Below are 18,574 nucleotides of genomic sequence, written 5' to 3' on the forward strand. Positions count from 1 at the left end.
GTCATCGAAACACATTCTTTCTTTCGCGGATCTGCGCGAAGACATGGGCCGGATCGGCCGTCTCCATTCCGAGCGCGCGCCGCAGCTGAGAGTCCTCGGCGCGCAGGAAGGGATTTGTCGCGAGCTCGAGAGCGATGGTCGTCGGCAAAGTGGGCTCGTCCGCGGCGCGCAGCGCGTCGACCTCGCGGGCGCGCTCGGCGAGCAGGAGATTGTCGGGATCGACCGTGCGCGCGAATCGCGCATTGGCCTGCGTATATTCATGGCCGCAATAGACGCGCGTCTCCGGCGGCAGTTCGGCGATCTTCTTCAGCGAGGCATGCATGACCTCCATCGGCGTCTCGAAGACGCGGCCGCAGCCCAGCGAGAACAGCACGTCGCCGACGAAGAGAATCTCCTCCGCCTCGAAATGATAGAGAATATGGCCGGTCGTGTGTCCGGGCGCTTCTATCACCCGCGCCGTCGCCGCGCCGACCGTCACCAAATCGCCCTCGCCGACCTCGAGATCGAGGCCGGGGATGCGGGCGCGATCCTTGCGCGGGCCGACGATGCGCGCCTTTGGAAACAGCGCCTTCAGCCCCGCCACGCCCTGGATGTGGTCGGCGTGATGATGGGTGACGAGAATATCGGTGAGCGTCCAGCCGCGCCGCGACAATTCCGCCGCTATGGCGCGTGCGTCGGGCGCGTCGATGGAGGCGACGGCGCCGGTCGCCTCGTCCCGCAGCAGCAGGCCGAAATTATCGGCGAGGCAAATGAACTGAACGACTTCGACGCTCATTGCGCTGCTCCTGTCGAAACGCTTAGGGTCAGTGAGGCGATCGCGGCCGCGACGGTTTCACGCGCTTGCGTCGCGCCGTAGATAAATGCGAAATAGCAGATATGTCGCTCGACGTCGTCGACTTGCGGAATTTTTACGCTTCGCCGCTCGGTCAGGTGGCGCTGCGCCTCCTCGGGCGCATGGCGCGGACCCGCTGGGAGGATCACTCCGGGCTGCGCGTGCTCGGCGTCGGCTACGCCACGCCCTATCTCGTCGATTTTCAGGAGCGGGCGCAGCGCGTGCTCGCCTTCATGCCGGCCGCCCAGGGCGTCGTCCATTGGCCCAATGGCGGACGCTCGGCCTCGGCGCTGGTCGAGACGACGATGATGCCGCTGCCCGACGCCAGCATCGACCGCGTTCTCGTCGTCCATGCGCTCGAGGTCGGCGAATCGCCGCGCGACATATTGGAGGAGATTTGGCGCATTCTCGCGCCGGGCGGACGGGTGATCGTCGTCGTCCCCAGCCGCTCGGGCCTGTGGGCGCGGGTGGACACGACGCCCTTCGGCCATGGCCATCCCTATTCGCGCGGCCAGCTGCAGAGCCTTTTGCAGGAGACGCTGCTGCTGCCGGTCTTCTGGGGCGAGGCGCTCTATGTGCCGCCCTTCGCCCGCGCCTCGCTGCTGCGCTCGGCTCCCGCCTTCGAGCGAATCGCCGGGCGCTTCTCGTTGCCGGGCGGCGGGGTTCATATCGTCGAGGCGACCAAGCAGCTCTATCGCCCCGCCGGCCTGCGCCGCGCCGTGCGCCGCGCCCTGCCGCCGCTGGACGAGGTGCTGGCCCCGGTGGGCGCCGGCGCCGGTCGCGACGCCCCGGCGCTCTGAGAGAGGCTCAGCGGGGGGGCGCGCCGCCGCTGCGGCGGCCGAACTCGACCGACAGGCCGAAGCTCCTGGCCAGAAACAGGCCGCCATGCAGCAGGCCGGCATTGTCTATGCCATGGTCCAGCCCGGCGGAAAGGTGCCATTGCGTCGGCACGTCGGCCTTGGCCAGCGCATTGGCGGAGAGCAGCAGCGCATCGGCCGGGATCATCGAATCCTCCTCGCCATGGACGAGCAGGACCGCCGGCGGCTTGGCTCCAAATTGCGGGGGAATATCCGGCGGCTCGCTGCCCGCCACCAGAACGCCCGAATAGCCGAGAATGGCGGCCGGCGCGCGGCGCAGCCGCAGGCCCACATGCAGCGCCAGCATCGTTCCCTGGCTGAAGCCGACCAGAGCGAGCTTGCTCTCGTCCAGCTCGTTCTTGGCCAGCTCCTCGGCGAGGAAGCTCTCCAGCAGCGGCCGCGTCGCCACCACGCCGCGCCAGCGCTCGCCGGGGTCGCGCATGGTCAGCGGAAACCACTGCCGCCCATTGGGCGACAGCGCGCAGCGCTCCGGCGCATGGGGGGAGACGAAGGCGGCGTCCGGCAGGAAGGACCGCCATTGCCGGCCGATCTCGATGAGATCATTGCCGTCCGCGCCATAGCCATGGAGGAAGACGACGAGCTGCTTGGCCTTGCCGGCCTTGGGCTGAATTCGGGGGCCGTCGATCTGGGACGCCATGTCTGATCTCGCAATTCTGAGGGGACGCCGGCCAAAGGGGCCGCTATCCGCCGTTCAACACGGCCGCGACGCCGGCGACCAGCATCGCCAGGCCGAGCCATTCCCGCGCTCCGGTCTTTTGCGCGAACATGCGGCGCGTGACCATTTGCGCGAACAAGACTTCGATCAGCGCCAGCGTGCGCACCCGCGGCGCGGTCTCGAGAGCGAAAGCCAGGAACCAGAACAGCGTCGCAAAGGCGCCGAGCAGTCCCGCCGACAGCGATTCCCGCCATTGAGCGACGATGGCGAAAAGGCCCCCGCGGTCGAAGACGCCCAGATAGAGCAAGATCAGCGCCGTTTGCAAGACGAGGCCGAGAACCAGCTCGGTCGCGGCCGCGACCGTGATGGAGGGGCCGCCGAGCGCCAGCACGCCCTCGCGATAGAGAACCGTCGAGCCGCCGAACAGCGCCGCCGCGGCGAGGCCGAAGAAAATCGGCCGCCAAGTGGCGCCGCGCAGCGCCGCCGCAGGATCGGGCAGCGACAGAGCGAGCACGCCCAATGTCGCGCCGAGCGCGCCTAGCGCGAGCGATGGCGTCGCCGCCTCGCCGAGGAACAGCGTTCCGAAGACGACGAGCTGCGCCGCTTCCGTCTTCAGCAACGCCGTCACGATGACGAAGGAGCGCTCCTGCATCGAGACGAGCATCAACGCCGTCGCCGCGATCTGCAGCGCGGCCGCCGCTGCGATGACGAGCAGAGCGTACGCTCGAGGCGCCGGCGGCGGAACATCGGCGATGGCGCAGGCGCCGGCGAGAATGAGAAAGGCGAAAGGACAGCCGAAGAGAAAGCGCACGAAGGTCGCGCCCGCGGCGCCGAGCTTATCGGTGAGATCGCGCTGCAGCGCGTTGCGCAAAGTCTGTCCGCCCGCGGCGGTGAGAGTGAATGCGGCCCAGGTCCAGGCGGGAGCGGCGGAGATCATCTGCGGCGGAGCTTTCGTTGCGTCGCTCGTCTTCTAGCGCGAACCGCTCCGCAATATCCACGCTGAAAAGCGAAAAGCCCGGCCATGAGGCCGGGCTGTCGCGATCTCGAAGACAGAAGATCGGATCAGTATCTGGCGACGACCGGAACCGGCGGCGCCGAGATGAAGTGATAGTTGATGCCGACGCGCGCGATATGGCCGTCGAATTTCACGCGCGTGATGCCTTGGTTGATCGAGGTGAGCGCCGGCGAGGTGAAGCCGAGCACCGTCAGCTGCGGGCCGACCGCGGCGAGCGGGCCGTTGAGATAACGGACCTCGCCGAGATCATAGTAGAGATATTCCGCCTTGAAGCTCAGGTTCGGAGCGAACAGCCATTCGATGCCGCCGCCGACCGTCCAGCCGATGCGCGACTCGTTGTAGCGTCCGATGCCGCCGATCGAGGCGTAGGGCACGCTGAGGGCGGCCACCTGCGCGCCGAGGACGCTCGCAGAGAGGGTGTTGTTGAGCAAAAGCGACTGGTTCGTCGTCGCCTGCACGCCGCCGTAGGCGAGACCGCCGGTGGCGTAGATCAGGAAAGACGGTCCCCAAATGTAGCCCAAACGGCCGCGAACCGTGCCGAGCCAATCCGTGCGCGTCGTCACCGTCGTCGTGCCGGCGGCGGAGCGATCGAAAGAGAGGCCGAAGGGGCCGGCCGCGACATTGAACGCGTTCCAGCTGGTGCCGCCGGTGAAGCTGTTCTCGCTGCGGATGCCGGTTCCCTGCAAATCGGCTTCGAGACCGACCAGGAAGCTGTTGCCGAATTGATAATTATAGCCGACCTGACCGCCGCCGATGAAGCCGTTGCGTTGAGCGTTCACATTGCCGCTCGCGGCCAGGGCGGCCGCGCCGGCGCCCGGATCGATCACGAAAGGAAGCAGGCCATTGTTGCCGAAAGTGTCGTAAAGATTGGCCGTGCCGACTTCGACGTTGTTCGTCGAGCCCCAGGAATAGCCGGCATTCAAACCGACATAGAATCCGGTCCACAGGGGCGGCGGCGGCAGCGGGGGCGGCAGCGGAGCCTTGACGGCCGGCAGGTCCGCGGCCAGCGCCGCTCCAGCGGATAGAGCCAGTGCAATCGCGGTGGCTGAGAATAACTTCTTCATCGAGGAATCCTTTTCAACAAAGTTTTGTCACCGCATGGGCCGCGCGCTGTCGCTGTCCGCTCGCCGTGGTTGATGCGGCTATTGAAATGCTAAGTCGCATGCTGAGATTCGGTCAACGACGGTGAACCGCAACGGCGTGACATATCATCGATTTTCTGTGACTGTGACGCACATGCGACCTTAGCGAAAACAGCTACGTATTCATTTGTGTGGAGAATGCCGAAGAGGCGCGCGCGAGCGTGAATTCATATAGCGAATCGAAAGAAATTTGCGCGCGCCGAGTCGATGACAGGAGAGAGATCATGAGCAGCGAACGCTATCACAAGATCCGCATCGGCGATCATCGTCTCCACGCAGAGACGCTGATGCTCGGCTATGGCTATGATCCGGCGCTCTCCGAAGGATCGGTGAAGCCTCCGGTGTTTCTCACATCGACATTCGCCTTCCGCACGGCGGAGGATGGACGCGATTATTTCGACCATATCGCTGGCCGCGGCGCGCATGCGCGCAATGAGGCGCCAGGGCTCGTCTATTCGCGCTTCAATCATCCCAATCTCGAGATCCTCGAGGATCGCCTCGCCGTGCATGAGAATGCGGAGGCGGGCCTCGTCTTCTCATCCGGCATGTCGGCGATCGTCACGACGATCCTCGCCTATGCGAAGCCGGGCGAGGTGATTTTGCACAGCCGTCCGCTCTATGGCGGAACCGAGGTGCTGATCGGCCGCACGCTCGCGCCATTCGATATCAAGAGCATCGGCTTCACCGACGGACTCGACGAGACTGTCGTGCGCGGCGCCGCCGAGCGCGCGATGGCGATGGGCAATGTCGCCATCATCTTCGTCGAGACGCCGTCCAATCCGATGAACAGCCTCGTCGATATCGACATGGTGGCGCGCATCGCGCAGGAGATCGGCGCGCGCCAGGGGCGCCGTCCGATTCTGTGCTGCGACAACACATTGCTCGGTCCCGTGTTCCAATCGCCACTCCAGCATGGCGCCGATCTCTCGCTCTATTCGCTCACCAAATATGTCGGCGGCCACAGCGATCTCATCGGCGGCGCCGTCATCGGCGCACATGCTGCGCTGGCTCCGATCCGCACGATGCGCAACGCCATAGGCACGCAGCTCGATCCGCATTCCTGCTGGATGCTGGCGCGCTCGCTGGAGACATTGTCGCTGCGCATGCGCCGCGCCGCCGGCAATGCGGCCATCGTCGCCGAATATCTCTCTACGCATCCGAAGGTCGCGCGCGTGCATTATCCGCCGCTGCTGCCGCCGGACCATCCCGCGCGCGCGCTGATGCAGCGTCAATCGAGCTCCGCGGGCTCCACTTTCTCCTTCGATGTCCAAGGCGGCGAAAGGGAAGCTTTCGCTTTCCTGAATAGGCTGCAGATTTTCAAATTGGCGGTGAGCCTCGGCGGCACGGAGTCGCTCGTGTGTCATCCGGCGACCACCGTGCATTCAGGATTAGCGGAGGCGGCGCGACGCGAGATCGGCATCACGCCGGCGCTGGTGCGCATGTCGATCGGCATAGAGCATCCAGACGATCTCGTCGCCGATATCGCTCAGGCGTTCTCCTGAGCGAGCAGATTGCCGCGCACGACGCGCGTCGCGAAATCGTCGCAGCGTCGCCGCAGGCATTCGTCGGGGCACTCGGTCGCGTAATGCTCGCCGAGCGCGGTTAGACAAAATCGCGCGAGCGCGTGCTCGTCCTCTCGCACGCCTGCGGGCGCGGCGCGCGCCACCGCATCGAGCAGCGCGTCGATTCTGCCGCGCTCGCTTTCAATATCGCACATGGCCTTCTCCTTTCGTGCTTGTCGCGCCGATGATGGCGGCGTTTCTGGCGATATCGTGGAGCTGCGGCTGGAAAGCTTGCAGAGTAGGATTTTGGAAATCTTGCAGGCTCCTCGGCCGAGACGGGGCTTGATCGCGACGCGGCGCCGGGCGACGATGGCCTCCAATTCCGGCCGCCCGCGCGCGGCCGACGAAACGGAGCTCGGAATGTTCATCGCGATGAATCGATTCAAGGTGGTCAAGGGGGAAGAAAAGGCGTTCGAGCAGATCTGGGCGTCGCGCCGCACGCGCCTCGAGGAGATGGAGGGATTCATCTCCTTCCATCTGCTGCGCGGACCGGAGCGCGAGGATCACACGCTCTACGCCTCGCATACGATGTGGGAGACCAAGGCGAGCTTCCTCGCCTGGACGACGTCGCAGCAGTTCCGCGATTCGCACAAGGACGCCGGCAAGAACAAGCCGCTCTATGTCGGCCATCCCGAGTTCGAGGGTTTCGACGCCGTGCTCGCGCAGAGCAATGCGCGTGACGATGCGGCGGTCGAGGCGGCGCCATGAGCGAACGGCGGCCTCTCGTTTCGTTGAGCGTGCTGAAATCGGCCATGGCGAGCGAGGGCTTCGAGCTCGCGCCCGCCGCGCGGCGGGAGGCGGGCGCACGCCGCCGCATATGGGAGATCATCGGCGCGTCGCATTGCTCGATCGTCGGCACATGCCTGACGATCGCGGAGTTGCGCAAGATCGCGCGGCGCACCGGCTTTCTCGGCGATGAAGCGCGCTACAATGATTATCAGGTGCATGGCCTCTTCGTCGAGAAGATGCATGACGAGAATGTCGTCTCGCGCGCCGTGCAGAAGCATCTCGACACGCGATACGAAGGCGCGATCCGCAAGGCCAAGGCGCTCGACGGCGAGGAGACGCTGCTCGCCTATTGGGAGAGCGCGATCGACGCTGGCTTCGTGCCCGGCGCCTATTGGGCGCTGATCGGCCATCCGCGCCTCACGCCCGGCGTGGAGACGCGCATTTTCGGCGATATTCACATGATGTCGCATTTGAGCGGCGCCGCGCATCGCGGCGACGCTCGCGAGGTGGCCGAAGCGAGACGCGCGAAGGCCGAGATCGCGCGGCGTCTCGCCAGCGTCATCGCCGAGCGCAATGACGAGCTGACCGTGCTGCGCGATGAGATCACCCGGCTCGGCGCGCAGCTTCGCGAAGCGCGCACGCTCGCCGCCGAATGCGAGAGCCTGCGCCGCGAGGTCGACGCTCTGCGCGCGGCGGAGCGCGGCGACGAGACATTGCGCGAGCTCGGAGCGCTCCGTCTCTCGCATGCCGAATTGCGTGAGGATCATGCGCGGCTCGAGCGTCGCCTCGAGCGGATGAAGGCGAAGGAGACGCGCGCCCCGGCGTCGATCGTTTCCGAGATCGCCGTCGCGGCGACGCCCATGGCCGATGAGCCTTGCGAGAGCGAGACGGATCTCTGCGGCCGCTGCCTGCTCTATGTCGGCGGCCGGCCGCGTACGGTCTGCAGGCTGCAGCGTCTCGTCGAGCGGCGCAATGGCTCGCTCATCCATCATGACGGCGGCATGGAGGACAATCGCGCCATGCTGAGCGAGCTGGTGCGGCGCGCCGACGCCGTGTTCTTTCCCGTCGATTGCGTCAGCCATCGCGCTGTCGGCGCGGTCAAGAGCTTGTGCGAGAGCCATGGCATTCCCTATTGTCCATTGCGCAGCGCGAGCGCTTCGGCTTTCGAGAGAGCGATCGAGACGCTCGCCGCGCCGGCGGCGGAGGCGCGGCGATAGGGAGGGCGCGTGACGCATCCATCAGCGCATGCAGTGGCGCATTCTTGGGCTCCCGCGGTGAGCGAAGGGCGCATCGAGATCACGCGTCTCGATTTCGATCTCGCCGCGCCCTGGTCCGAGGCGGATTGGGACACGCTGAGCGCTGAGGAGCGCGAGCGGGCTCTGCGCTTCTTGCGACATGAGGATCGGCTGCGCATGATCTCGACGCGCGCCGTATTGCGGCGTCTCATCGGCGAGAAGCTGGGCGTCGATCCGGCGGCGCTGCGCTTCGATTCCGGGGTTTACGGCAAGCTCGGGCTCGCCGGTACGGGCGTCTTCTTCAATGTCTCGCATTCCGGCGCATGCGCGCTCATCGCCGTCTCGCGTCATTGGGAGGTCGGCGTCGACATAGAGCGCGCCGATCGAATGGTGGATGTCGCCGGTCTCTCCTCCATCGCCTTGACGCGAGAGGAGCGCGAAGGGATCGACGCCGCCGGTTTTTTCGAGCGTTGGGTGGCCAAGGAGGCGGCGCTGAAAGCGCTCGGCCTCGGCATACCGGAGAAGCTGCAGGCTTTCTCTGTGTGGCCGGGGCAGGGCGATCTCTACGAGCTGCGCCACGCCGAGGCGGATTGGGGCGATCTTCGCGTGGCGCGTATCACGGCGCCGCCGGGCTATGCGGCGGCGCTCGCGTGGAAGACGCCCTAACGAAGCGCTTTCTCGAGCTCCGTCGCCTCGACGATCGGCAATGAGCAGGTTGCGCCGTGGCAGACATAGGCGGCCGCGCTTCCGTTGATCATTGTCTTGCCGGCGGCGGGATGCGCCGGCGGCAGCTCGGCGCCTGGCGCGACAATGGCGAGCGTGCGGCCGGGCAGGCTCACGCCATGAACCACGCGCAGCAGCGCGGCCGTGTCAGGCGCCTCGCGCGCGCCGATGATGACGATCTGCAATCCGTCGCGCGAAGTCTCGGCGCCGTTCAGCAGGGTCGAATAGCCGAGCATGCCGCGCCGCACGGCGCTGGCGAAAGCTGCGAGCGTGGAGTCGGCGCGGGCGCGATAGCGGTCGTCGCCGGTGAGGTGATAGAGCTGCGCCAGAACATGCGTCATCGTCCCATTGCCGGACGGCAAAGGCGCATCCTCGGCGATTTTCGAGCGGCGGATCAGCGCTTCGGCATCATCGGCGGTGAAGAAATAGCCGCCGGCGCCAGCGTCGCGATAATGCGCCTCGACGATCTCGATCCAATCGCGTCCGCGCTCGAGAAAGCGCGCTTCGCCGGTCGCCTCATGGAGCGCCAGAGCGGCGCGCGTGAGATCGGCGTAATCATCCAGCACGGCCATATGCTTCGCGCGGCCGGCGCCATAGGAATGCAGCAGCCTTCCGTCGGTAGTCGTCATTTTCGCGGCGATGAAATCAAAGGCCGCCGTCGCCGCTGCGAGCCAGTCGCGCCGCTCGAAGACCTGCGCGGCGGTCGCTATAGCGGCGATCATCAGCCCGTTCCAATCAGCGAGCGCCTTGTCGTCGCGGCCTGGCCGCACGCGCGCCGCGCGCGCCGCCAAAAGCTTCGCGCGATCCAGAGCGAGCGCGGCTTCTTCTTCCGCGGACAGCAGCTCCATCGAATGCAGGCGATTGGGAATGGATTTGCCTTCCCAATTGCCGCCGTCCTCTATGTCGTAGACGGCGCGGAACGCAGCCGAGCGCGCGCCGAGAATGGCGTCGATCTCGGCCGCGGTCCAGACATAGAATTTGCCTTCCTCATGCTCACTGTCGGCGTCGAGGCTGCTGGCGAAGACGCCTTCCGCGAGGCGCATCTCGCGCAGCGCCCAGTCGATCGTCTCCTCTATGCGTGCGGCGTAGAGCGGCTTCTTCTCGTCTTGCCAGACGAGCGTCAGCAGATCGACGAGCTGGGCGTTGTCATAGAGCATTTTCTCGAAATGCGGGACCAGCCAGCGCTCATCGGTCGAATAGCGCGCGAAGCCGCCGGCGAGATGATCGTAAATGCCGCCCTGGCAAATATGATCGAGCGTCGTCAGCACGGCCTCGCGATAAGAGGCGCGTCCCGTACGCTTCCATGCGCGCCAGAGAAATTCGAGGCTCGCCGCCTGCGGGAATTTCGGCGCGCCGCCGACGCCGCCATTGACGCGATCGATATAGCCGTCGAGCTTTTCGGCGATCGTCTCGTCGAGACCGGGCGAGATCGGATCCGCCGGCGCGGTCTCGGCGAGACGATTCAGCCCGTCGCCGATCGCCGTCACATTGCGCGTCACAACTTCCGGCTTCTCGCGCCAGAGCTCGGAGATCGCTTTCAGAATATCGGCGAAGCCGGGCATTCCATAGCGCGGCTCCGGCGGGAAATAGGTGCCGCCCCAAAAGGGCTCGCCGTCGGGCGTCAGAAACATGGTCAAAGGCCAGCCGCCGCGCCGTCCAGTGAGCTGCAGCGCCTGCTGATAGAGATGGTCTATGTCCGGCCGCTCCTCGCGATCGACCTTCACATTGACGAAATTCTCGTTCATCAGCGCGGCGATCGCCTCGCTCTCGAAGCTCTCGGCCGCCATCACATGGCACCAATGGCAGGCGGCGTAGCCGCTGGAGAGCAGGATGGGCTTGCCGCGCTCCTTGGCGAGCGCCAGCGTCTCCGCCGACCACGCGCGCCAATGGACGGGATTGTCCTTGTGCTGGAGGAGATAGGGGCTCGTCTCCTCGCCGAGGCGGTTGCGGTCTTGCGTCACTGCGGTCTCTCCATCGGAGGCGTGCCGCTATTGCACGCGAGGCGCCAGCCCGGAAAGGGCGCAAAAGCGACAAAATCCCGGCACGCCCTTTGCGTCGCTTTGCAGCAAAAGGCCAGACGGCTCAGGAGCTGAACGATGCTGGACGTTGTGATTGTCGGGGGCGGGGCCTGCGGCTTGGCGCTGGCGCGCGGCCTTGCCGGGGCAGGGGTGAGCTTTGCGCTCTATGAAGCGCGTCCGCGGCTCGGCGGGCGCGTATTGTCGGTCGAGGACAAAGCCTCGGGAATGCGTGTCGATATGGGTCCGACCTGGTTCTGGCCGGACACGCAGCCGACCATCACCGCTCTGGTGAAGGAGCTCGGCCTCACGGATTTTCCGCAATATGATCCGGGCACGGCGCTGCTGCTCGCCTTCGGCGACAAAAAGCCCGAGACGCGCATGACGCCCAATCTCCATTCTGGCGCGCGTCGGCTGGAGGGCGGCATGGCCTCGCTGATCGAGGCGCTGACCGCTGCGGTTCCGGCGGAGGCGATCCATCTTTCTTCCGTGCTGCGCGCGATCGCCGATCGCGGCGATCATGTGGAGCTGACCTTCGAGTCGGACGGCAAGACCGAGACCGTGACCGCCAAGCGCGCCGTGCTGGCGCTGCCGCCGCGCCTTTTGGCCGAGCATCTCGCCTTCCAGCCGGAGCTCGATGCGCTGAGCCGCAACGCCATGCGCAGCGCGCCGACCTGGATGGCGGCGCAGGCCAAGGCCCTGGTCGGCTTCTCCGGCGCGCCGGCCTGGCGCGCGGACGGGCATTCCGGCAACGCCTTCGCCACCCATGAGCAGGCCGTTCTCGGCGAGATTTTCGACGCCTGCGACGCGTGCGGCGAGCGCGCGGCGATCGGCGGCTTCTTCGCGCTCTCCGCGGAGCTGCGGGAAGCGTTCAGCGGCGGCATGTCCATGCTGATCGAAAGTCAATTCGTCCAATTGTTCGGCAGGTCGGTCGAGGATGGCGAGCAGCATGTGCAGGATTGGACGCATGAGCCCTTCACCTGCGCGACGATCGATCTCACCCCGCCGTCCGAGCATCCCGATTATGGCGATCCGCTGCTGCGGCAGGCCTTTTGGGATGGCAAGCTCTATCTCGGCGGCACGGAGACTGCGCGTGAGGGCGGCGGCTATCTTGAGGGCGCGCTGGTCGCGGCCGAGCGCATAAGGCTGCGCCTTCTCGATCAGAAGGAGACGTCGACGATGATTTCCGGCGAAGGCGCCTCGGGCGAGGCGCTCAACGAAGCCAGCATGGCGCGCTTCCGCGAATGGGTGAACGCCAAGCGCGCGCCCACTTTCGCCAGCTATCGCCAGCGGCTGAATTTCGGCCTCTCCAACGGCCAGAAGGAGCAGATCACGCAGCGCGCCATGCTCGGCGCGATGGAGGCGGTGCTGAAGGAGGCGATCGCCGTGCTCGAGGGCCTGCCCTTCGACCATTCCGTCGTCGCCGTTGACAAGGGCCGTTCCGATCTGACTCCGCTGGCGCAAAAGGCCTTCGACGGCTTCATCCAGGAGCTGCTCGACGGCGTCATCGACTTTAATCGCACCTCTTGCGCGCTCTCCAATTTCCCGGAGGAGCACAAGCCGTCCAAGGATTATCTCCAGGTCACGCTGCTCGACATTGCGGCGGCGTGGAAGGAGTTCTCGCTGGACGCCAATCAGGTGCTGCTCGACAAGCGCGTCGTCGATCAGCAGGCGACGCGCAGCCTCTGATAGCCCAGAAAAGCGCCCCAATTGTCGTAGACGCCCGCATTCACGAGACAGCCGTTGCGGGCGTAGACGTAAGGATAGGGCGCCGGATAGCGGTAATAGTAGGAATAGGGCGTGGCGGTGAGGACGCCCGGCGTCAGCGCCGGAACCGCGCCCGGCACAGGCGCGGGGAGCTCGGGAACGAAAAAACCATCGGCCTGCGCGAAAGCAAAGGCCGATGGCGCGATGAGAAGCGCGGCGATGAGGCCGCGCGCCGTGAAGCGTCGAAGAGTCACGTGAAAATCTCCATTCGAAAACACGAGTCGAGAAAAAGCGCCGAGCGAATCGACGATCTGAAATTTCTAACGCATAGCGGCGAAGCCTGTCGATCCTCGAGCTAGCCGCAGGACGGCGCGCCTCGGCGGCGATGGGCCTCAGCCGCGCGGGCGCGGCTGCTGCTCGCTCTGCCATTGCTGCGACTGCTCGTCCCAATAGGGGCGCGCGTGATAATGTTCGTGAACGCGCTTCTCCCAGTCGCGATCGGTCCAGCTGTCGTCGCTGAATTCCGGCGCATTCTGCAGCTGCTGCTCGATGATGTCGGCGATATAGCCCTCGCGCTCATTGTCATAGGAGAGCGAGTTCCACGGCAGCGGATAATGGCTGTGGCCGAGGCCGAGAAAGCCGCCGAAGCTCATCACCGCGTAGCGCACGCGGCCCGAGACCTTGTCGATCATCAGATGATCGATTTCTCCGAGCTGATTGCCGAGCCGATCGAAGACGGTCGTGCCTTCGACATCTTCGCTGGAGACGAGATTGAGGTCGGGATTGGCGCTCGCCATCGGCAGTTCCTCCTGTGGCCGCGATCGTCCCGAAGCAACGCGGCGGCTCTGGAAAGGTTCCGCGCCTCATCCCTTGGTCGTGAGCGGATGCTCGCGCACATCGGGGTCGAAGACGAGCGACACTTGGACGTCGCCGCTCGTGCGCAGCACATGCAGAGAGATGGCCGAGCGCGCATCCTGCTTCAGCGCCAGATCGACACGCGCCTCGCCGAGCGAGAGATTGCGTATGACGATCTCGCCCGCCGAGAGCGGCACGGAAGGATTCACCAGGCGGATTTGTCGCGCCTTATGGTCGAATTCGAGGCCGAGCATCGTCTGGACGAAGAGGAAAGGCGCGCTCGCGGCCCAGGCCTGCGGCGAGCAGGCGGCGGGATAGAGCGTCGGGCCGCGCCCGTGGCGTCGGCGAAAGCCGCAATAGAGCTCTGGAATGCGGCGCGCCTCCATATAGCTGGCGGCGCGGATCAGCGAGTCGAAGACCGCCGTGACGCCCTCCTTGAAGCCATAGCGGCCGAGTCCATGCGCGATCAGCGCATTGTCATGCGGCCATATGGAGCCATTGTGATAGGACATGGGATTGTAGCGGCTCTCGCCGCGCGCTACAGTGCGCAAGCCCCAGCCGGAAAAGAATCTGGCGTCGAGCAGCCCATCGGCGACGCGCTGCGCGCGATCAGGCTGCGCTATGCCTGCATAGAGCGCATGTCCCGCATTGCTGGTGCGCACCTTGCACTGCTTTTTCTCGCCGTCCAGCGCCAGCGCATAGCTGCCGATCTCCTCGCACCAGAAGGCCTCCTCGAAACGCACGCGCAGCGCTTCGGCGGCGCGCGCCAGCGCCTCGGCGCGCGCGGGCAGGCCGAGTTCGCGCGCGCAATGCGCGGCGAGGCGTCGCGCGGCGTAGACATAGGCTTGCGCCTCGACCAGCGCGATCGGCCCATCCGCGAGACGTCCGTCTGCATGGAAGACGGAATCATGCGAATCCTTCCAGCCCTGATTGCGCAGTCCCTGCTCGGTATGGCGCGCATATTCGACGAAGCCGTCGCCATCCGGATCTCCCGGCCCGTCGATCCAGGCGAGCGCGCGCTCGATCGCCGGCCACAGCTCGCGCACCAGCGCGTAATCCCCCGTGCGACGCGCGTAATAGCCGGCGAGAATGACGAAGAGCGGCGTCGAATCCACCGAGCCGTAATAGAGGCCGAAAGGCACCTCGCCGAGCGCCGCCATCTCGCCGTCGCGCATCTCGTGCAGAATCTTGCCGGGCTCGCTATCGGCGCGCGCGTCGAAATCCTCCGCCTGATGCGCGGCGAGACGCTTCAGCACGCCCACGGCGATGCTGGGATCGAACCATAGCATCTGCAATGCGGTGATGATGCCGTCGCGTCCGAATGTGGTCGAATACCAGGGAATGCCGGCGTAAGGATAGCTGCCGTCCGCTGTCTTGGTGAGCAGCATACGCACATCCGCGGTCGAGCGCCAGAGAATCTGATTGAGTGTCGGATCGGATGTCTCCACATGCGCGCTCTGGCCGGCGGCGGCCTTCAATTCGCGATGCAGTCCGGTCAATCCGTTGAAGAAGGATTGCGTCGATTTCGGCAGACGTCCGCGGCTCGCCGCGGTGAGGAAGATGGTTTGCGCCTGGCGCGGCGCGAGGCGCAGCGAATAGGTGGCGACGCTGTCGACGAGCAGCGAAGGATCGGGCTCGAAGGAGAGCGCCGTCTCGCGCAGCACGCCGTCGAGCCCGCGATAATAGAGCGCGACGGCGCCGGCCGCCAGAAGCTGCGCCCAGGCGCGTCCGCGTTGTGCGCGCCTGACGCCGCGCACCTCGAAAATATCGGCGAAATCATTGCCGAAGCCGATCGACAGATTGAGGCGAACCGCCTCGGCGCTCTGATTGGAGACCTCGAGCCGCTCGCGTAGCGAGCCATCCTTGAGATAGAGCGTGCGCGAGACATAGACGGAGTCTTTCAGCAGCGCGATCTTCTCGTCGCGGAAGATGTCGGGATTGGTGAGATCGACATAAAAGCTCAGATTGTCGTCGCGTAGGGCGGAGTCGAGCAGCAAGGGCTGCGCGCCTTCGATCAAGAGCTCGAGATGCGAGAGATAGCGCGTGTCGTGATCGAAGAGGCCGTCCGGCCCGCCCGCCGTCGCGCCAATGTCGCCATGGCTGTCGAAGACGGCGAATGTGTCGTCGTGCTTGAGCGTGCGGCGCGGCCGCGAGGGCGGGCCGGTCGCGGGAATATAGAATTGCAGCTCATGCGCCTGCGGCGCATCGGCGCCGGCGTCCTGCGCGTGGCGCGCTGGCGCGCTCTCGCTAGCGCGGGGGATATGAGTCGTCCGGTTCGATTTGTTCCTCGACATGCCTGCTGAAATAGGTCGGCGGCAGCACAATGGGATGCGCGCGCAGCTCGGCCGGGGCTGGCGCGCGCAGCAGGCGGCGATAGATGGCCACATATTCCGCCGCCATTCGCCCGGCGGAAAAGCGCTTCTCGAAGCGTCGCCGGATCTGCGCGCGGTCGAGCGCGAGCACGTGGCGAAGACGCGCGATCGCCTCCGCGACATTGTCCACCAGCGCGCCGGTGACGCCGTCCTCTATGATCTCTGGCGCCGAGCCGCGACGAAACGCCAAGACCGGCGCGCCGCAGGCCATCGCCTCGATCATGACGAGGCCGAAAGGCTCGGGCCATTCGATCGGAAACAGCAGCGCGCGCGCCTCACCGAGAAATCGGCTCTTGCGGCGATCGTCGATCTCGCCGACGAACTCGATTCCCGGAAGCGACAGCAGCGGCTCGATGCGCTCGTGAAAATAGGCCTGGTCCGGCAGATCGACCTTGGCCGCGATCTTGAGCGGCAGGCCGATGGCGCGCGCTATGGCGATCGCATGGTCGAGGCCTTTCTCCGGCGAGGTGCGGCCGAGAAAGACGAGATAATCGCCCGCAGGATGCAGCGTCGGCGTGAGCAGATCGAGCGGCAGGCCGTTCATCACCGTGCCGACGAAATTGGCGTGCGGAACCGCTTCGCGCTGCGAGTCGGAGATGGAGACGAGCGGCATTTCTGGAAAGCCGGCATAGAAGCGATCGAGATCGGGCAGATCCTGGCGTCCGTGCAGCGTCGTCAGCGTATGCGCCGCAATGTCGCGAAACAGAGGGAAATGCAGCTGATCGATATGAAAATGCAAAATGTCGAATCGCGAGGCCATGCGGCGCACGCGATCGAGCATCAGCAGATAGCTCGGCGTCGGATCGCTCGCGCGCATCTGGCGCAGCGGCAGGTCGCTGCAGGGGATGTGTCGCGCGGAAGTGACGGAGCCGCCGCTCGAAAAGAGCGTGACCTCATGGCCCTGCGCGACGAGCTCCTCGGTGAGAAAGGAGACGATGCGCTCCGTTCCGCCATAGAGACGCGGCGGCACGCTTTCGATCAATGGCGCGATCTGGGCGATTTTGAGAGGCGGCGGCCGCGTCCATTCGATCGGCGCGCGCCACTGCTGGTGCAATGTGCTCATTAAGAGATTCAACGCTTCGCGCGCGTCTTGGTTCCTCGCAGCGTCACGCTCGCCGATTCCACGACGCGGCTCAGCGCCAGAATGTCTCGAGCTTTTTCAAGGATTTCTCGGTCTTCTTCCAGTCCGCGGCGGCGCCCCCTCGCGCATGCGCGCACCAGCCCACGGCGAAGGCGCTCACCGGCGCGAGATGCGCGTCGGATTCGCCGAGATCGCGCAGCAGCTCCGCCGCGACGGCGAGATCGTTGAAGGCGCCGAGCTCATCCTGCAGCGCGGCCGTGCGCCGCAGATAGCGGCGCGACCTCGCCTGCGGCTCGAAGAGAGATTGGAAAAACTCCGCCGCATAGCGCGCCTTCTTGAAGGCGATGCGCGCATGGTGCCGTTGCTCTGGCGTCAGCGCGGCGAGGTCGCGGCTCTTCTTCAGCGCGCGGCGATGCAGCCGATCGAGCGAGCGTATGGCGAATTGCTTCGCCGAGCCGGGCTCGCTCGCGTCGAGCTTCGCGCGTCCGTCCTCGCCCGCTTGCGCGCGCCAATTTCGGGCGGCGAGAGCGGCGCGAAGATCGACGACGAATTGCGTCGTCTGCGGCGCGGCGACGAGCGTGGCGACAGCGGCGTGCGCTTCTATGCGTCGCCGTTCGACCGCATCGAGCAGCGCATAGAAGCTCGGCTCGCCATTGGCCTGGGCGAGCGGACCGGCGACCAGCATATCGAGAAGCACGTCGAGATTGCGCGCCGCGCCGAGCGTCGCCGCTATCTCCTTCGCGCGCGCGGCGGCGGTTTCCAGCGCTTCGCTCGCGACGCCGCGGCGCAGCATGCCGACGCCGGCGCGCAGGCGCCGCAGCGAGACGCGCATCTGGTGAATGGCTTCCTCTGGCGCCTGATATTGCAGCGCCGGCCAATTGGCGACGAACTGATCGAGGCAGGCGGAGAGCGCCACGACGATCGCTTCGTCCAGAGAAGCATCCGCGGCGAGCGTCGGTCGGCGCGCCTTGACCGGGGCGAGGCCGGCGCCGGTCGTGCGCGCCAGCGCGAGCTCGGCCTCGCTCATCGGCAGAACGCGTGCGTTCATGCGCGGCGCGAGCTCCGCGGCGACGTTCCAGAATTCTTCCTCGGCGCCCTCGATGAGCTGCAGCTCGATCTCGTGGAAATTGGCGCGGCGCCCGCCGCATTCGACGAAGCCGTCGTCGAAGCAGACGGCGATACGCGTATGCGCGCGCTCGAGCAAGCGCTCGCGTCGTTCCGTTTCGGCGACGCTGCGCGCCTCCAGCGGCCGATCGGCGATGGAGCGGCGCAGCGGCTCGGAGAAGCCGAGCATCTTGCCGACCTCGAGCGTCGGCACGCGCAGCTCGATAGAGCCGCGCACGCCCGGCGCCGTAGGCCGCGACCAGCTCAGCTCGACGAAAGCGGCGCCGTGCATCTCATAGCCGCGCAGCTGAATATTCTGCTTGCGCAGATCATTGACGGCAGTGTCGAAAATGATCGAGCGAATGCGCCGCGTCGGTCGCGAGACCGAGCCGATGGTGAGGCTGTCGCTGCGGGCGGCGGCGGTCATGCCGGCGCGATCGGTTCCAAAACGAATGCGCGGACCTTCGCCGCTGCGCCGGCTGCGCAAGGCGCGCCGCGCCGCCTCCTGGGCGGCTGCGCTCGACGCGAGTTGGCGATCCATATGAAACCGTGCGGCTTTCGGGCTCAAGGTGGTCGAGTTTCGACCCTCTCGGCGAACCGGTCAAGGGGACGTGAGGATTAGATGTGGCGGGTCCGGCGCTTTCGCAATTCATGCTTAGCGCGGCAAAA

At 66.0% G+C, this 18,574-nt stretch carries 17 protein-coding genes; 6 read left to right on the forward strand and 11 right to left on the reverse strand.

Annotated features, from left to right (window positions below; all coding sequences use genetic code 11):
* Window position 1: 1 nt before the first annotated feature.
* The gene (gene gloB, locus GYH34_RS09570; protein WP_161913373.1) at window positions 2–775 is read right to left on the reverse strand and encodes a hydroxyacylglutathione hydrolase; all 774 of its coding nucleotides are present in this window, start codon (window positions 773–775) and stop codon (window positions 2–4) included.
* A gap of 101 nt (window positions 776–876) precedes the next feature.
* Here gloB and GYH34_RS09575 point away from each other — a divergent pair, with 101 nt between their 5' ends.
* Window positions 877–1,632 (forward strand): class I SAM-dependent methyltransferase, encoded by a 756-nt coding sequence (locus GYH34_RS09575; RefSeq protein WP_018266168.1) that lies wholly within the window; start codon window positions 877–879, stop codon window positions 1,630–1,632.
* Between the two features lie 7 nt (window positions 1,633–1,639).
* Here the strand turns inward: GYH34_RS09575 and GYH34_RS09580 are convergent, their stop codons facing one another.
* The 3 genes from GYH34_RS09580 to GYH34_RS09590 all read right to left on the reverse strand — a co-directional run bounded on the left by GYH34_RS09580 (window position 1,640) and on the right by GYH34_RS09590 (window position 4,444).
* The gene (locus GYH34_RS09580) at window positions 1,640–2,347 is read right to left on the reverse strand and encodes a dienelactone hydrolase family protein (RefSeq protein ID WP_161913374.1); all 708 of its coding nucleotides are present in this window, start codon (window positions 2,345–2,347) and stop codon (window positions 1,640–1,642) included.
* Window positions 2,348–2,390: 43 nt separating this feature from the next.
* Window positions 2,391–3,302 (reverse strand): hypothetical protein, encoded by a 912-nt coding sequence (locus GYH34_RS09585; RefSeq protein WP_161913375.1) that lies wholly within the window; start codon window positions 3,300–3,302, stop codon window positions 2,391–2,393.
* A 125-nt stretch (window positions 3,303–3,427) separates the two neighbouring features.
* Complete coding sequence (locus tag GYH34_RS09590; protein WP_161913376.1) at window positions 3,428–4,444, reverse strand: outer membrane beta-barrel protein; 1,017 nt, start codon at window positions 4,442–4,444, stop codon at window positions 3,428–3,430.
* 302 nt (window positions 4,445–4,746) lie between these two features.
* On the opposite strand from GYH34_RS09590, the gene GYH34_RS09595 reads away from it, so the two are divergent.
* Window positions 4,747–6,024 carry a cystathionine gamma-synthase family protein gene (locus GYH34_RS09595; protein WP_161913377.1) on the forward strand — a complete coding sequence of 426 codons (1,278 nt, stop codon included), beginning with the start codon at window positions 4,747–4,749 and terminating at the stop codon, window positions 6,022–6,024.
* Here the strand turns inward: GYH34_RS09595 and GYH34_RS09600 are convergent.
* Window positions 6,009–6,239 carry a hypothetical protein gene (locus GYH34_RS09600; protein ID WP_161913378.1) on the reverse strand — a complete coding sequence of 77 codons (231 nt, stop codon included), beginning with the start codon at window positions 6,237–6,239 and terminating at the stop codon, window positions 6,009–6,011. The genes GYH34_RS09595 and GYH34_RS09600 overlap by 16 nt on opposite strands.
* Window positions 6,240–6,444: 205 nt before the next feature.
* Here GYH34_RS09600 and GYH34_RS09605 point away from each other — a divergent pair, with 205 nt between their 5' ends.
* From GYH34_RS09605 to GYH34_RS09615, 3 genes are read left to right on the forward strand one after another with little or no spacing between them, the layout of a single operon-like run.
* A complete protein-coding gene (locus tag GYH34_RS09605) occupies window positions 6,445–6,792 on the forward strand; it encodes an antibiotic biosynthesis monooxygenase (protein ID WP_161913379.1) in 348 nt (115 codons plus the stop codon).
* Entirely contained in the window at window positions 6,789–8,030 is a 1,242-nt protein-coding gene (locus GYH34_RS09610; RefSeq protein WP_161913380.1) for a DUF2325 domain-containing protein, read from the forward strand. The genes GYH34_RS09605 and GYH34_RS09610 overlap by 4 nt, the downstream gene beginning before the upstream one ends.
* 9 nt (window positions 8,031–8,039) lie before the next feature.
* Window positions 8,040–8,714 (forward strand): 4'-phosphopantetheinyl transferase superfamily protein, encoded by a 675-nt coding sequence (locus tag GYH34_RS09615; protein ID WP_161913381.1) that lies wholly within the window; start codon window positions 8,040–8,042, stop codon window positions 8,712–8,714.
* Here GYH34_RS09615 and GYH34_RS09620 read toward each other — a convergent pair.
* On the reverse strand, window positions 8,711–10,732 hold the full coding sequence (locus tag GYH34_RS09620) for a thioredoxin domain-containing protein (protein ID WP_161913382.1): 2,022 nt from the start codon (window positions 10,730–10,732) through the stop codon (window positions 8,711–8,713). The two genes, GYH34_RS09615 and GYH34_RS09620, sit on opposite strands and share 4 nt — an antisense overlap.
* A gap of 135 nt (window positions 10,733–10,867) precedes the next feature.
* Between GYH34_RS09620 and GYH34_RS09625 the strand changes: the two genes are divergently transcribed.
* A complete protein-coding gene (locus GYH34_RS09625) occupies window positions 10,868–12,475 on the forward strand; it encodes an FAD-dependent oxidoreductase (protein ID WP_161913383.1) in 1,608 nt (535 codons plus the stop codon).
* Here the strand turns inward: GYH34_RS09625 and GYH34_RS09630 are convergent.
* From GYH34_RS09630 to GYH34_RS09650, 5 genes are all read right to left on the reverse strand, one after another.
* A complete protein-coding gene (locus GYH34_RS09630; protein WP_161913384.1) occupies window positions 12,451–12,747 on the reverse strand; it encodes a hypothetical protein in 297 nt (98 codons plus the stop codon). The two genes, GYH34_RS09625 and GYH34_RS09630, sit on opposite strands and share 25 nt — an antisense overlap.
* Before the next feature lie 138 nt (window positions 12,748–12,885).
* Entirely contained in the window at window positions 12,886–13,290 is a 405-nt protein-coding gene (locus GYH34_RS09635) for a PRC-barrel domain-containing protein (RefSeq protein WP_174242389.1), read from the reverse strand.
* A gap of 66 nt (window positions 13,291–13,356) precedes the next feature.
* Window positions 13,357–15,642: an amylo-alpha-1,6-glucosidase gene (locus GYH34_RS09640; protein ID WP_161913385.1), complete on the reverse strand. Its 2,286-nt coding sequence runs from the start codon at window positions 15,640–15,642 to the stop codon at window positions 13,357–13,359.
* Window positions 15,596–16,783 (reverse strand): glycosyltransferase family 4 protein, encoded by a 1,188-nt coding sequence (locus GYH34_RS09645; RefSeq protein ID WP_161913386.1) that lies wholly within the window; start codon window positions 16,781–16,783, stop codon window positions 15,596–15,598. Before GYH34_RS09645 ends, GYH34_RS09640 begins: the two co-directional genes overlap by 47 nt.
* 70 nt (window positions 16,784–16,853) lie before the next feature.
* Window positions 16,854–18,446 carry a CHAD domain-containing protein gene (locus tag GYH34_RS09650; RefSeq protein WP_161913387.1) on the reverse strand — a complete coding sequence of 531 codons (1,593 nt, stop codon included), beginning with the start codon at window positions 18,444–18,446 and terminating at the stop codon, window positions 16,854–16,856.
* Window positions 18,447–18,574 lie beyond the last annotated feature (128 nt).

Origin of the sequence: Methylosinus sp. C49 (assembly GCF_009936375.1) — a bacterium.
Taxonomy (GTDB): Bacteria; Pseudomonadota; Alphaproteobacteria; order Rhizobiales; family Beijerinckiaceae; genus Methylosinus.